Origin of the sequence: Legionella sp. ST3F1 (genome assembly GCF_048553315.1) — a bacterium.
GTDB lineage: Bacteria > Pseudomonadota > Gammaproteobacteria > Legionellales > Legionellaceae > Tatlockia > Tatlockia donaldsonii.
The window spans coordinates 1-14,867 of the sequence record NZ_JBLZIO010000024.1 but is presented as its reverse complement, the minus strand read 5'-3'; the positions used below and the strand labels follow the sequence as shown (position 1 = coordinate 14,867).

The following is a 14,867-nucleotide window of genomic DNA, read 5'->3' as shown; positions in this document are numbered from 1 at the left end:
ATTGCTCCCGCGTTATTAAGTGGGACTAGCGCAGTCCTATTCGTTAGGAGGCAATTCTTTTTTGTAAATTAACAATAATTATTTATTGATAAACAATAATTTCACACTATAATAGTGCCACCGATTCACTTTAAGGAAACGTTATGAAAAAAATACAACTTACAAGTCACATTCTTGCTCTTTTTTTCAGGATTCTTTGTTGGTTCATCCCTATTGCTACAGTATTCCTGAGTTTGTTCCACATGGAAGACATGCTTCATTGGGGGGCATGGGCCTCAATCATTTCATCAAACCATATCCAGGAGCCTTCTAATTATTCTCTAACACACCGATTAGTGATTTTAGCAATTCAATTCTTGCCATTATCAATAACAGTCATGATTTGCCACAAGTTGGCTAAACTGTTTGGTCTCTATGAAAAGGGAGATTTATTTGAAGAAGAAAATATTATATTGATTAGAAGTATCAGTATTTACATGATAGTCGGGGAATTGGTCCAATTAATTTACCAGCCATTAATAACGGTTGCACTAAGTTTCAACAACCCGCCTGGAGAGCGTTTTGCAAGTATTACAGTGGGCACAACCAATGTATCTACTTTGATTACAGCCTTTATTATTTTGGTTGCCTCCTGGATTCTCAAAGAAGCCAATCAATTGAAATCCGATTCTCAATTAACTATTTAAGGATATTGCCATGCCGATTATTGTTAATTTGGATGTCATGATGGCAAAACGAAAATGTCGATTAAAAGAGTTGGCGGAAGCCATAGGGATTACTGAGGCCAATTTATCCATTTTAAAGAATGGGAAGGCGAAAGCCGTACGGTTTTCAACGCTTGAAGCTATTTGCGCTTATTTAAACTGCCAACCAGGCGATATTATGGAATATAAAATTGATCCGGATGATTTGCTAAAAAGGGAAATGGATATACCGCTATGAGACGAATGTTTATAGAGTAATGTAGGGTTATACCCATTATTGTCGATCAATTAGGGGTATGTCGGCAGTATGTTGGACTGGTTTCGAGAGTGAGAAAATTAGCTGTGATCAGAAATAAGTACACCTAGTGACTATAATAGATAAAAAAGCCCAGCTCAAAGGCAAATAATGATAGGCTCACCAAAGCAAAGTGTTTTTTCCGATTTAACTCAGGATGAGTTACAGGAACTGATTAACGCTGCAGAGTTGATTCATCTTGAAGAAAACAGTCTTTTCATTAAAGAAGGCCTGCAGGAGTCCAGTTTTTATTATCTGGATAAGGGAAAGGTGGCAATAGTAAAAAATTCTGGGATAAAAACGCATATAATCGCTGAATTAGCAGAGGGGGAGAGCATAGGGGAAATGGCTCTTATCGATAGGGAACCCCGCTCTGCTTCAGTGATTACGTTAACCCCCTGTGTCTTATATAAATTTGATTTTGATAAATTAAGCGAAAACCCTCAATTAGCTCCCTTGTTTAATAAAATGGCCAATGCGTTAAATCGTAAAATCGCTCATCGCCTGCGTTATACCAATGAAGTCACTGTAAAAGCACTGCAAAGTAAATACGTCATGAGTATTTTCTTTATTAGGGTACTCATTCTGTTATCTCTCTATGCGTTATCTTTAAATTTAATTGAAAGGAGCGAAGGGTATTTTTCAAGCACAACAATACCGAGCCTGGCAATAATTGTTATTTTTACTCTGGTTGCCTTTTCGGTGGTTAAAAAAAGTGGTAATCCCTATAGTTTTTACGGTATCACTCGAAAGGATGCAGCAAAAAATTTTTTCGAAGGGATATTATTTACTATCCCTATTCTTATGATGATTGTATTCCTTAAATGGTTCCTGATAACTCATATACCCTCTTTGAGTCACTTTCCTTTATTTGACCATACTGCCCCATTTAAAAATAGAGCGATATTTAACTGGCATTCTTATTTTTTCTTTATGTTTCTGTATCTAATCTTTTGCCCCGTGCAAGAATTTATTACCCGAGGGTGTATTCAATCGTCATTACAAAATTTACTGGATGGTACGCAAACTTCAATAAAATGGAAGGCTATCATTATTTCTAATCTTCTGTTTGCCAGTGTCCACTCACATACCTCTCTGGGGTTTGCACTCTCGACGTTCATCCCGGGTATTTTTTGGGGATGGCTGTATGCCCGGCAGAATTCTTTAATTGGAGTAAGTGTTTCTCACAGTTTGGTGGGTGTATGGGCGGCTTTTATTGTTGGATTTCAAAATCTAATTTAAAGTTTTGTAAATGTGCCTAATAGAACCAAAATTCGAGGGGCTTTAAACAATGCTTTTACAGGGAGTGCATGATGACAAAAGAGCAACTAAATGCTACAGGACGGGGGGATTACCACAGTCTCTATAAGGGACAATCCGTCGACGACTTAATTATCCAATATATGCAGGATAATAATGTACCCGGGATGGCTCTGGCCATTGTCCAGGCACCTTATATCACGCGCGTGGTCGGGTATGGATTGGCTGACCGAGAGACAAAACGACTTGTTGCTTCCAATACGGTGTTCAATGTAGGGCAATTAAGTAACGCCTATACAGCGGTAGCAATACTACAACTTAAAGAAGAAGGTAAGCTTAAACTCGAAGATTCAATGACGACTTATTTTTCTGATCTCCCTAAAGCGTGGTCCGCGATAACCATTCGTCATTTAATATCGCATAGCTCCGGGTTGCCAAGTTATAGCGACGAATCGTTTGATTTCAGTAAAGACTACTCCTTGACGGATTTTATACAGTTATTGGGTAAGAAGCCTTTGCTGTTTTCACCAGGCTCTAAAATGAATCCCAGTGCTACCGACCATTATTTATTGGGGAAGATTATTGAAAAAGCCAGTGGCATTTCTTATCAAGACTATGTGACTAAAAATCAAATCGAGCGCATGGGTCTAAAACATACTTTTTTTGTATCCAATGTGACTACCCTACAAAATGAAGTTAATAATGGTTCTAAGCCATTTAAGCATCAGCAATTTTTGCAAAATCCTATCTTTGTTAATCCCACTGAACCAGCGAGAGGTTATGTTGACAAGGATGGAGCGCTTGCGCCGAGCGCGCAACTAACCTGGTCCGCTACTTACGCCGATAGTGGTATTGTTGCTTCAGCAGAGGATATCAGTCTTTGGGATATAGGACTTGCTGGTGGGATTCTCTTAAAAGACCCAGAAAATAGAAACTTCATATACAATCCTGCCACTTTGGACGATGGCGAACTCATCCCAGGTAACGGCGGCTGGTTTTTCCCAGGCCATAAGGGGTTAATGGAAATTAAAGGCAATATTCCTGGGTATTCTTCTTTTTTAAGCCGATTTACAGATGCTTCCGAGTTAGTTTGTGTAACCCTGTTAGCGAATAAAGGCAATTTGCTGGATTTAGATATCTTGGGGCGAAAAATTGCAGCGGCCTTCGATCCAAAATTGGGTGCCGTACTGCAGGGGGCTGCCTGGTCTGAAACGTTGCAAAGTCCTTATTCAGTGTCTAAAACACTGGAACGGGTAAAGACGATTATTCAGGCTCAAGGCGGTACGATTTTTGCCCACATCTCTCACAGTGCAGAGGCAAAAAAAGTCGGCGAAAAGCTTCCCAACACGGAAGTGTTAATTGTAGGCAATCCTGCGAAAGGTACTTTGCTTATGCAAACGAATCCTGCTTTCGCTTTGGATTTACCGCTTCGCATCATGGCGACAGAAGATAGTTTCGGCCAAGTTTGGTTAAGCTTCACTGAGCCTGTCAGGTTGGCAGAAGAATATAATATCAGTGAAGAAGAGCTACCCAGACTACGCCAACTATCCAGTGCCCTGCGTAAGCTGTGCGAGAAAGCAATTTCGCCATTAACCATGGGATAGCCTACTAGATGCTATTGCAGAGAGAAGAGAGAATGACCGTCGATAGGGGACTCGAATTCTCGTGTACTTTACATGTACGCTCCGTGTCTCCTTGCAGCCCTCACTCTGCAGGGAGGGCTGAAGACGTCTACTGTCTAATTTTAAATGAGTTTTTGCACCACTAAAAAAGCATGAGCGACTTTTTGTGCCCAATAGCCTAACAGCAGCGGGTTGGTGGTGATTCGCATTTCATCAGGCCTGTCTCCTCAAAATGATTTTCGCGGGGGAGGCGATTTTTCAGCATAAGGTAGATATGGCGAAGGCCCCAAAAAAAGAGAAACAACACAACAACTGCAAACCCGATAGTCAAGGTAGCATCAACGTAATCATTGAATAGAATTTGACGCATTTGTGTTAAATTTTTTGCTGGTGCAAGAACGATTTCTCTCTCTAGGGCTTGTTGGTATTGGTTAGCGTGAGCCAGGAAACCAAGTTTAGGATTAATTGAAAATGCTTTTTGCCAACTGGCAGTCAGTGTGCAACTGAGTAGCCAAACTGTGGGTGCCAGGGTTACTGCGATAAAGCACTCCTGTTTTCTTTTTACCAGGACTACAGTTGCGAGAATTAATGCGATTGAAGCAAGCATTTGGTTGGCTATGCCAAATAAAGGCCATAAGCTATTAATACCTCCCAGGGGATCAATAACGCCTTGATACAGAAAATATCCCCACATACTGACGCAAATTCCTGTAGCCAATACATTTGCTGGCCATGACCCAGTATGTCGCATGTTGGGGAAAAAGGTACCTAACAAATCCTGGAGCATAAAACGGCCTGCTCGTGTTCCTGCATCCACGGCAGTTAAAATAAATAAAGCTTCAAACAAGATGGCAAAATGATACCAAAATGCGAGCATGGCCTTGTTTTCAAAGAGTTGAGAGAAAATTTGTGCAATCCCAATGGCTAAGGTTGGTGCTCCTCCTGTACGAGATAAGATAGTTTGCTCACCAATTGTTTCTGCCGTCGTTGTTAACAGGTCGGGAGTTAAAGTAAATCCCCATTGTGAAATGGTTTCTGCGGCTTGTTGGGCTGTGGTTCCAATTAAAGCCGGAGGGCTATTGATTGCAAAATAAACACCGGGCTCTAAACAGCATGCAGTAATCAGTGCCATGATTGCAACGAAGGATTCCATTAGCATACCGCCATAGCCAATAAATCGCGCATCAGTTTCATTGGCTATCATTTTGGGCGTAGTGCCCGAGGCAATTAAAGAATGAAAGCCCGATATTGCTCCACAAGCAATAGTGATAAACAAAAAGGGAAATAAGCCCCCTGCCCATACTGGTCCTGTGCCATTGATAAAAGGAGTCCAGGCAGGCATTTTGAGCGTAGGGGCTACGAGCAGAATAGCCAAGGCTAAGGCCAACATCGTACCAATTTTCAAGAAGGTGGATAAATAATCTCTCGGTGCTAGAAGAAGCCATACCGGCAACACGGCAGCTACAAAACCATAGCCTGTTAACAACCATACCAGCTCTTCAGCGCTGGCGGTAAAACAAGGTGCCCACAGAGCACTTTCACTGACTTGGCGTCCCAACATAATTGCCAGAAAAAGTAATAAAAATCCTATGACGGAAACTTCAGTCACACGCCCCGGACGTAAATAGCGCAAATAAATTCCCATAAACAGACCAATGGGTACTGTTGCTGCTACTGTAAACAAACTCCACGGACTATTAGTGAGTGCTTTCACAACAATCAGGGCAAGAACAGCTAAAATGATTACCATGATCATAAACGTCGCACACTGTGCAACAACACCAGGTAACCAGCCCAACTCTGTACGAATTAACGTTCCTAGCGAGCGGCCGTCACGGCGCATGGAAATCACTAAAATAAAGAAGTCTTGTACCGCGCCAGCTAAGACGACACCAACTAAAATCCACAATAGGCCAGGTGCATAGCCCATTTGGGCTGCCAAGACAGGTCCAACTAAAGGGCCCGCTCCAGCAATGGCAGCAAAATGATGACCAAAGAGGACAAAGCGGTTGGTTGGAACATAATCCAGGCCATCATTATGGCGTACCGCCGGGGTAGGCGCATTTGCATCAAGTAAAAGCACACTATTGGCGAGAAAGCGACTGTAGTAGCGATAACCGATAAAGAAAATCATACATGCTGCAGCAACAAGCCAGGGTGCCTGTATGGTTTCCCCATGGGATAAGGCCAATGCAGCAAAAGCGCAGGTTGCAAAAACTGTTAAAGTACAGCCAATAATCCACAACAACATGCGTTTCATCCTGATGTCCTTAAAAAAAATGTTACCATAGCTTAAATAAATTTAGGGCTTCGCTTTTTTATCATATTTCTTGTACAAAAAACTATAACTAAGTGACCACTATTTTTAGATTCATAAAATTTTGGTATCGAAATTTAAAGTCTCTGAGTTGTGCGGCAACTAAGCAGTGAATCTACTGATGAAAATAAAGCTATTAATGACTATTTAGAGCTGATCATTGGCCTCATTAAATTTTGCTAAATTCATTCTTGACTTGTTTAAATTATGTGTCATTATGATAAATGTTGTTCATGCAAAGGAAATTGCATGGTTTATTAATCTTACCTCATAAGGATATTAGATGAACAAGTACGTGATTCATAATGATGGAGAGTCTCTCTTAAAAGAGGCGAACTCTGAAAAGAGTAAAATTCACATCCAGTTAAAAAAAGCTCTTCTAGCGGTATCAGAAGAATCTAAGCAAAGACAATTCCACAAAGCCCTAAGCAGTATTGAAAAAGCAATGCATTACGCACAAAAATTATCCCAGTTGTCTTACTTGTCTGGGCCTGGATTGAAAGTCAGAGTAATGATAAAAGAGCCTCTCACTGCTGGGTTCCATCAAAAGGTATATATTGAAATAAGGAAAAGGTTATTAACCCTTTATGGTGAGATTGTTAGAGAGGTTAACATTATAAAGCAAGCATAGTGTGGATTTCAAAAGAGACTCAGTCAGGCAACAAAATTTGAGAAATCGATTGATTATATTTAACAAAGTCAAATATGGCTTGGTTTCCTGTTTTTAAAAATCCATCGTTATTCATTAGAATGATCGATAGAGTGGAGATGGTCATAAATCCTAACGATATAAGGCCAAGATAGATAATGGAGTTGATTCTAAGCGAGAGCATTATCAAGCTGAATAAGTGCTGCTATAATTGTTTGTACAGTCGTTCTGTCAAATTCAGCCCTGTCAGTTTCTTCATGTGTTCCTTTGTTTAAGTAACTCCATTCTCTTGAATTACCATTAACGCCGAGGAGTTGATTAATTGGTGATAAAACTTTGTCTTTATTAGAGTGCGTGAACTCGCTGTCTGAAAGCTTTGACCTTAATTGTTCCGTTAGATTACGTAACTCTATTGGGGAGGTAGGCGAATGTAATTTGATACTCAGATTTCCATTCCCATAGCGATTAAGGTATCGCCAGACTTTATCTTTTGTTAAAACTTCAAGAGCTTGTCTCGCTTTGGCTAGAGCTTGCCTTATTTCTAGGTGGCGAAGATTAGTTTCTGCTGCCAAAATATAGTTTCGTGGTGTACAATCAGAGTCTACTAGAATATGATTTTCATCAATTTGAGGACGGAATGTAAAACATTTAGATTGTTTCATTCGCGCAGCTCCTAATAAATTTTGTACGTCTTTGAAAAACTCCTCGCCATGGCAAGTCAAAATAATCTGCTTTTGGGTAAAAAAATTATCTTCAAATAAGGTTCTTCTGATTGATTCTCGATGATCGTCATCTATCGCATTTATTGGATCATCAAATATGAGAATAGGGCAATTCTCTTTCAAATTTTTTGCTGTGAGTATAGCAAGACCAAGACAGCGAATATGCCCTTCGCTTAGTATATGGAGTGCATCAAAATATCTAGAGGGATTCGTCTGAAAAGCAATTTCAATCCGCTGCCCTTGGGCAAGAGGTAATTTTATAGCGTTTAATAAATCTTTCTTTGAATCGTGGCGATTGAATGAATTATAAAGTTCTACAGTTTTATTTCCCAAATCTGTAATTAGTTGACAAGGCAGATTATCTTTGTAACTTAAGAGTCGAGATATAAACTGAGTGTAAGCATCGGCAATTTCCTGATTTTTTTGCACGATAATCTTTTCTGCCGCTACTTCACTGATTAATTGTTTGTTAATTTCATTAAACTTTGTAATATTATCATTTGCTTTTTGAAGTTTTTCTTCTGTATCTTGTCGACGTGTTTGGAGAATAATGATCTGCTTTTGTAGTTCCCTAAGCTGATGGAGCCGGTTTCTTTTTGCTATATGTTCTTTTTGCGCTTTATCAATATTTAAATCTTTCTGTTCAAGATGCATAATTTGTTCGATTAAATGTTCCCAGATACTAATGCCGTCTTTACTGGTAAACAGAGAATTCCACCATACTAATTTAGATTGGAATTCTTGTTGAAAAAATATTTTTAAAGAATGTTTAGATGTTAATTGTTCGCACACCGTTTTCATCATTTGATACACAGTATCAATTGTTTTTAAAAGCGTATTGCTTATTTGATCACGCTCTTGCTCCAATTGTGAAAGATGAGCAAGCTTGGCAAGTTCTTGCGTTGCTAGCAGGAAAGGATTATTTGTTACTTTATTTAGCGGTGTTTTACATGCTGGACACTCGTTTTGATTTACTTCAGATAGTGCTAATACAGCACTATACAAGTGTTTGAATGACAACTCTGTACTTAATGTTTCCAATTCTCGTTCTTTCGCGATTAAAGTCTTTTGATCCCTTTCAATCTGGCTTTTTTTTGACAGCAGTGTAGCGACTGTTAACCCCACTTTTTTTGGAACAGGTTGCTCGATTTCAGCCTCTAATGTTGCAATTTCACCAGGAGTATCGGTGTTTCCTATAAGTTTAATTAATTCAGAAAAAGTCGTATTAGGTTTATATTGATTTGCTAATGTAGTCTCTTCTTGCGCTAATGTTACTAGGGCTTCATTGTTCTGATCTGCGATGTGGTTATCACTGACCAATGCTTCTTGTTTCTGAGCTAATTGTTTGCCTTTAATCCCCTCAAGATCTATATAGCGATCGTCAATTTCTGCCGTAAAGTTGTTGACAAATTCACTAAAACTATCCAGCCCGAATAAAGTCGAAATCAATTCGCTTTGCTTGGCAGGTAGTTGTGCGGCGATGCAAGAAAAATTATCTATTCTAGTTTTCTCAATAAAACAGAATCGGTAGGCGGCTTCATTGGCTACAATTGTGCATATGTTTCCCTGAGTATCTAGAGCCTCGATAATTGGTGGAACACTGCGATTAACGTGAGCATTCTTTAAATACGCATCTAGCTTAAATCGTTTGTTTTCGGCTTCCGCAACATTTCCTAATAGGCCACATTCAAGTGCTTCACAAAAACTCGATTTCCCTGTCCCATTGGGACCATAGAGTAAAACGATGGTACTATCTAAATCAAATTCTTCTTGTCTTGCAAAACCCCGAAAAGGTCCGACTTGTAATTTCTTTAATCTATTTATAGAAACGCTTTGATGCCAATTTGTATCTGCCTTTATAAAGATCTCATCCGATAAATGTTGCCATTGCTCTTGCGCCAATTTGACAATTTTTTTTGCTCTTTGCCCTTGATGGGTTGATAGCGGACGAATAATGTCCAGATTATTTAGAATTAGATTCGCGATCTTACGAACTGTATTTGGAGTATCGGCAGTAGTTAATGTTTGCAAAAAGCGAAGGTATTCACTCTTGATCATACTCTTATTCCTTATAATTTTTTTACTATCTAGTCAGTAGGAGAAGGGAGACAATTATGTCTCCTTAGTTAGGATTGAATATACACCCCCTCCGTTTTAATCAGTTCTCAAAAAGAATATCTAGGAATTTGGTTGTAATATATTCTATTCCAATATATTAAAAAATATTTTTTTTCTTTCCTCTGAGAAATACTAATTTTTTTGTAAATCTAGCTATAATTAATGTTAATTAAGGTTATAAAAAATACAAAAATGTCTGAGCCAATAATTATTTGTCCATCGTGTAATACTGAAATTAAATTAACAGAATCTTTAGCAGCTCCTCTATTAGAATCAACAAAAAGACAATATCAAGAACAATTAGCAAAAAAAGATATTGAAATTGTAAGTCGTGAAGAAACTATTCGTATAAAAGAAATTCAATTGAAAGATGCACAACGTCATTTAGATGAACAGGTAGCCTGTCAAGTTCAAGAACGACTCAAAAAGGAACGTGCGGTTATAGCAAATGAGGAGGCTAGAAAAGCAAAGCTAGCATTAGGAATAGAACTTGAAACCAAGTCTAAAGAGATATTGGATTTACAGGAAATAATTAAAGCTCGTGATGAAAAATTGATTGCTGCTCAAAAAGCGGAGGCAGAATTTATTAAACGGCAACGAGAATTAGAAGATGATAGAAGAGAAATGGACTTAACTATAGAAAAACGCATCAGTGAGAGATTGGACGTGGCTCGATTAAATGGACGAAAGGAAGCGGAGGATGCTCTCTGCTTAAAGCTTAAAGAGAGAGAACAAACTATTTCCTCTATGCAAAAACAAATTGATGAACTAAAGAGAAAAGCAGAACAAGGTTCCCAACAATTACAGGGAGAAGTCCAAGAGTTAGTTCTTGAATCTATATTGCAAACTAAATTTCCTCTCGATTCAATTGTACCTGTTCCTAAGGGCGAGTTTGGTGGGGATGTAGTACAGCGAGTTTATGGTACAGATGGTAAGATTTGCGGTACCATTTTATGGGAGTCGAAACGCACTAAAAGTTGGAGTGATGGGTGGCTTGCAAAATTGAAAGAGGATCAATGGGCTGCAAAAGCAGAGATTTCAGTGATTGTTAGTCAGGTTTTGCCTTCTGGAGTTGAAACATTTGAGCTTATTAATGGGGTATGGGTTACTCATCCTAGGGCTGTATTTCCAGTAGCTATGGCACTTCGGCAAACTCTTCTAGAGGTATCTTTAGCCCGTAATTTCGCTGAAGGCCAGCAAACAAAAATGGAAATGGTTTACCAGTATCTAACTGGACCTCGTTTTCGCCAACGCATAGAGGCTATTGTGGATGCTTTTTCTTCAATGCAACTAGATTTAGAGAAGGAACGTAAGGTAATTATGAAACAGTGGGCTAAGCGTAATGAGCAAATTGAGCGCGTAATGAACGCTACGATAGGAATGTATGGTGATTTACAAGGTATAGCCGGCAAGTCTTTACAAGAAATAGAAGGTTTAGAGTTAAAAGCTCTCGGTTCTGATGAGGGTTCAGAATAATCAGTATTCGACGTATATATTGCATTGTAATTAGTTAATATGTATGTGATTTCCATTGATTTTTCTGGATTAAAAATGATTAGAAATTGGTTAATGTTTCGGAATTTCCTGATTAAAAATTTGGATGGCTAAAATCAACCTATATCATCAATAATAAAATGGCGATGCATGTCAAATACTGTCTTTAAAAAACAATTTATTTGATGTGTTTATTATTCTTGTATACAATAAATTGGATAGTTATTTGTCTTCCTTGAAAACAATTTTTGATGGTACTTAATCTGAGCTAATTTAAGTTTATGGAAATTTTTAGATGGAATTTTATTCTAAATAGCATTAGAATTTTAACAATTTTTGGCCGGTTTGTATGGTGAAATGAAGATAAGACCAATTACAGAAATTTTTTTACGAGTAAAAGGGGAAGTAATTTTATTAAATAATTCTTTAGAATATTTGGATAAAAAAAATGTTTATAAACATAGAATAAATCTGGCTAATTTATTAAGAGAATTGGAGATAAGTTTAGAATATATCGATAAAAATATATATGTACACAATATAGTAGCTCGCTTCTCCCCTGAAGTTATAAAAAACTCTCGATCCATCCTTTGTAACGCGTCTCGCTTCCTCGCGAACTGTTTATCGAGTCAATAATAGGACGCCATAATTGTTTGCGTATCTTATCGTGATCTACAGATGAGAGCTTGTCTGATAAATGCAAAAAAATGGACCATAAGTACCATTTATATTTACCTGATTTAATTTCATTAATTAAACCGAGATTTTTTAATATAGTTTTAAACTCATCTTTCTTGAGCACAGATCTAATCTGTTTTTTTAATGTAACTTTACATTTCTCATTTAATCTCTCTAAATATTTGTTAAATAATTCAAGTACACTTCCTGAGCGATCATTGTTGAGATTATTGTCTCTACGATATCTAAACCCCTTGTTAAAAATATGAGCAGGAGCGCCTGAGTGAAGGATTCTATATTCAATAACAATTTTATTTGCCCCCTTATTTTTTAGCTCTAGTAATTCATTAAAATAATTTTGAATAATATTTTTAGTACCTGTGAAAAATTCTTTAGGATTTTTTGAATTTATGATGAAATTTTCAGGACCGAACAAGATTGCGAATGAATTTTTTCCAATTTTACAAATTAAGTAGCTAATAGAATTGGAGGTTACGTCCCAATAAAATGCTGATTTAATATCCATATATTATCATTAGTAAGTTGATTACATATAATTTATAGTACAAAAAATAGACATCATCAATGCTATATTAACCACCTAATATCTCTCTAAATTTGTACTCGACCAATTTCAGGCTAGACAAAAGCCAGAAATCAAACCGCCTCCTGTGATGAAGTGTTGGGAGAGCAATGTTTGGCCTTAGGAGCTAATCATGTTTATGTAAAACCGGTGCTTCCTACAATGTTGCGGCGGATGGTGGAGAGTGCGTTGTTGCATTGATGATTTTGGGTGTGTTTAAAACCGGATGAGTACTGATATATTATCAGGTTTATTTGAAAAACATTTTTGATGAAATAATTAGATAAATGTCATTCCTGCGAAGGTGGGGATCTGCCTAATGCATGGAGGCATTGCCTAATCAATGAATGGGTTCTAGCTGAGAGAGCATCAAAAAATTTTCTTTCTTTCCTACGTACCCGCGCATAAAGCGCGGTACGTAGGAGATGTAGATTTTTTAGTGTAAAAACAATAGATTACTATTTAATTTTTTTGAGTGTTCAAAAATTTATATTCTATTCAGTTGTTTTCACCAAAGCTATGCGGCGCGTACCGAACGTTAGTTATCGTCCTTTATTAGTTGGCAAGATATAGCCTTTCTCAAAGGCAGCCAGCTTATTTTCCAGTTGCTGTTGTAGTCTTGCCTTTTCATTTTTTTCGACAAACTCGAGGCAGGCAGCGCTATTCAAGTCTTTACAAGCAGCGACTGGTTTTGCTGTTGCTGCATCAGCCCATATACTCTCACCGGGTAAAAAACTATAGGTGAGCGCGTTGCGATTAATCATTTTTAGAGTAGGGTAATCAATCCCATGATTTAATACGGCTTGCACATATTGACGGGTAAGATCCGTACGTAGTATGCCCTCATCATCAGTAGATAAAACCACGGGCACTTGGTGGGCTATATAAAACCGTAAAGGATGCTTTTTTCCAGCGATATTAAGAAGTTTTTTGTTAGAAGTGAGGTTGATTTCAACGGCTATCTGTTGGTTTGCCATTGTCTTAAGCAAGGCTTCAGCATTATTTTCAAAAGCGATATCGACACCATGGCCTATGCGTTCGGCATGACCCAAAGTCACTGCTTCATTAATATGAAAACGCAGATCTTCGGGTAAGACTGCTTCGGGAGCTAATTCACCAGCATGCAGGGCAATATGAACCTTAGGATATAATTGATGCATAAACGCAAAAATCTCCATTTGCTTATGATAATTTTGTAAAGAAATAGGTGCAGATTCAGCCTGTACCAAATTAACCCCTACAATTTCTTTAGACTGCGAAGCAGCGGTAAAAGCATTTAAGGCTTGGGAAAATACTTTTTCTGGGGCTTGCTCACGCAAAACATAGTATTGAAATCGAACAGTCAATTGACAAACATCCTGAAAGGGAGCTTTGTCGCAACCCAACTCTTTGCGTGCTTTTTGTAAAAGCTCTTGAGCCACGTCAATGGTATGTTTGACATTTGCCTGAAAGGCTTTGTCAGCGAGTAATTGTTTGCTCGTTGCAGCAAAATTGGCGGGGCTAATGCTCTGAGGAGCGAAGGTCGTTGACTGGGCATTATCAGGCAGAATCATGATTTCCAAATATTGCTCATGCTGGCTTGCTGCCCGTTGCATAATTTCAGCCAAAAGTTGGGGTCGGTAAGCAAAAACAATCGGCATAAACTTGTAAAAACTAGCAAAAAAATGGTCGTGCCCTGATTCTTCTCCCGGTATGAAATCCTTCAATGACCAGGCACGAATCACTCGATTATAGAGACCGGGTTGCTGTAATAATTCAGCGCTTTTAACGCCGACGCAGCGCTCAGTTGTTTTACTGATTCCCAAAGACATTTTATCCAGGCAATAATCTCCCTGGCTGGCCAGAGCGAGCATGGTCTCTGGATAGGCGCCACCAGCGAGGTGATAATGCAATTCACCCCCTTTGGGCATCGCTCTTAGAAAAGCATAAAGGGCATTAGGATCTGTTTTAATGGTTTCAAAGTATTGATAGATGTTTGCATGCGCAAAAGCATGGTAACCAAGCAGAATCCAGAGAAAAAATTGTTTGCACAGTCGCATAAAAAACCGGACTAAATTTAGCGAACAGCGATTATCGCATAAATAAGCAGAGAAAGCTTCTTGCTGCTTTTTGTTTGAAATTTGAACTCTCCATTGGTGCGCGGCTGATGTCGTGCATAAAGCATGGCAAGTACGTTCCGTGCTACCGGAGAAAGCATGGGTAGCCTTGATGCAGCGTAGCGTAATCAGGGTTTATAGGTTCAATAATCGTATCATTGCACATGCTACTCCCTTGCTATGGATGGTTAAACCCAATTGGGCAGGCTGTTTTGGAGAGGGAATACCTTGATTACGCTACGCTGCATCAAGGCTACGTTCCGTGCTCCCGGAGCAAGCATGGGTAGCCTTGATGGAGCGGAGCGTAATCAAGGTTTATTGGTTTAATA

Annotated in this window: 10 protein-coding genes; 6 read left to right on the top strand and 4 right to left on the bottom strand. The window is 38.6% G+C overall.

Annotation, left to right across the window (positions count from 1 at the left end):
• The first annotated feature begins 143 nt into the window (after window positions 1–143).
• The 4 genes from ACN4Z1_RS14055 to ACN4Z1_RS14040 all read left to right on the top strand — a co-directional run bounded on the left by ACN4Z1_RS14055 (window position 144) and on the right by ACN4Z1_RS14040 (window position 3,863).
• Window positions 144–686 carry a DUF2975 domain-containing protein gene (locus ACN4Z1_RS14055; protein ID WP_419387102.1) on the top strand — a complete coding sequence of 181 codons (543 nt, stop codon included), beginning with the start codon at window positions 144–146 and terminating at the stop codon, window positions 684–686.
• Window positions 687–696: 10 nt separating this feature from the next.
• On the top strand, window positions 697–942 hold the full coding sequence (locus ACN4Z1_RS14050; RefSeq protein ID WP_115220479.1) for a helix-turn-helix domain-containing protein: 246 nt from the start codon (window positions 697–699) through the stop codon (window positions 940–942).
• 168 nt (window positions 943–1,110) lie between these two features.
• Window positions 1,111–2,241: a cyclic nucleotide-binding domain-containing protein gene (locus tag ACN4Z1_RS14045; RefSeq protein ID WP_228364607.1), complete on the top strand. Its 1,131-nt coding sequence runs from the start codon at window positions 1,111–1,113 to the stop codon at window positions 2,239–2,241.
• 68 nt (window positions 2,242–2,309) lie between these two features.
• A complete protein-coding gene (locus tag ACN4Z1_RS14040) occupies window positions 2,310–3,863 on the top strand; it encodes a serine hydrolase (RefSeq protein WP_419388198.1) in 1,554 nt (517 codons plus the stop codon).
• 196 nt (window positions 3,864–4,059) lie between these two features.
• Here ACN4Z1_RS14040 and ACN4Z1_RS14035 read toward each other — a convergent pair whose 3' ends face one another.
• Window positions 4,060–6,141, bottom strand: a complete 2,082-nt coding sequence (locus ACN4Z1_RS14035; protein WP_419388199.1) for a carbon starvation CstA family protein — start codon at window positions 6,139–6,141, stop codon at window positions 4,060–4,062.
• Window positions 6,142–6,481: 340 nt separating this feature from the next.
• Between ACN4Z1_RS14035 and ACN4Z1_RS14030 the strand changes: the two genes are divergently transcribed.
• On the top strand, window positions 6,482–6,829 hold the full coding sequence (locus ACN4Z1_RS14030) for a hypothetical protein (RefSeq protein WP_419388200.1): 348 nt from the start codon (window positions 6,482–6,484) through the stop codon (window positions 6,827–6,829).
• A gap of 188 nt (window positions 6,830–7,017) precedes the next feature.
• Here the strand turns inward: ACN4Z1_RS14030 and ACN4Z1_RS14025 are convergent, their stop codons facing one another.
• Window positions 7,018–9,627, bottom strand: coding sequence for an AAA family ATPase (locus ACN4Z1_RS14025; RefSeq protein WP_419388201.1), 2,610 nt, complete (start codon window positions 9,625–9,627; stop codon window positions 7,018–7,020).
• A 222-nt stretch (window positions 9,628–9,849) separates the two neighbouring features.
• Between ACN4Z1_RS14025 and ACN4Z1_RS14020 the strand changes: the two genes are divergently transcribed.
• Window positions 9,850–11,163: a DUF2130 domain-containing protein gene (locus ACN4Z1_RS14020; protein ID WP_419388202.1), complete on the top strand. Its 1,314-nt coding sequence runs from the start codon at window positions 9,850–9,852 to the stop codon at window positions 11,161–11,163.
• Window positions 11,164–11,746: 583 nt separating this feature from the next.
• Here the strand turns inward: ACN4Z1_RS14020 and ACN4Z1_RS14015 are convergent.
• Window positions 11,747–12,385 (bottom strand): hypothetical protein, encoded by a 639-nt coding sequence (locus ACN4Z1_RS14015; RefSeq protein WP_419388203.1) that lies wholly within the window; start codon window positions 12,383–12,385, stop codon window positions 11,747–11,749.
• Window positions 12,386–12,984: 599 nt separating this feature from the next.
• On the bottom strand, window positions 12,985–14,481 hold the full coding sequence (locus ACN4Z1_RS14010; protein WP_419388204.1) for an adenosine deaminase family protein: 1,497 nt from the start codon (window positions 14,479–14,481) through the stop codon (window positions 12,985–12,987).
• Window positions 14,482–14,867 lie beyond the last annotated feature (386 nt).

Coding starts and splice junctions, on each gene's coding strand:
- ACN4Z1_RS14055 (WP_419387102.1), top strand. CDS start 144: ATGAAAAAAATACAACTTACAAGTCACATTCTTGCTCTTTTTTTCAGG.
- ACN4Z1_RS14050 (WP_115220479.1), top strand. CDS start 697: ATGCCGATTATTGTTAATTTGGATGTCATGATGGCAAAACGAAAATGT.
- ACN4Z1_RS14045 (WP_228364607.1), top strand. CDS start 1,111: ATGATAGGCTCACCAAAGCAAAGTGTTTTTTCCGATTTAACTCAGGAT.
- ACN4Z1_RS14040 (WP_419388198.1), top strand. CDS start 2,310: ATGATGACAAAAGAGCAACTAAATGCTACAGGACGGGGGGATTACCAC.
- ACN4Z1_RS14035 (WP_419388199.1), bottom strand. CDS start 6,141: ATGAAACGCATGTTGTTGTGGATTATTGGCTGTACTTTAACAGTTTTT.
- ACN4Z1_RS14030 (WP_419388200.1), top strand. CDS start 6,482: ATGAACAAGTACGTGATTCATAATGATGGAGAGTCTCTCTTAAAAGAG.
- ACN4Z1_RS14025 (WP_419388201.1), bottom strand. CDS start 9,627: ATGATCAAGAGTGAATACCTTCGCTTTTTGCAAACATTAACTACTGCC.
- ACN4Z1_RS14020 (WP_419388202.1), top strand. CDS start 9,850: ATGTTAATTAAGGTTATAAAAAATACAAAAATGTCTGAGCCAATAATT.
- ACN4Z1_RS14015 (WP_419388203.1), bottom strand. CDS start 12,385: ATGGATATTAAATCAGCATTTTATTGGGACGTAACCTCCAATTCTATT.
- ACN4Z1_RS14010 (WP_419388204.1), bottom strand. CDS start 14,481: ATGCGACTGTGCAAACAATTTTTTCTCTGGATTCTGCTTGGTTACCAT.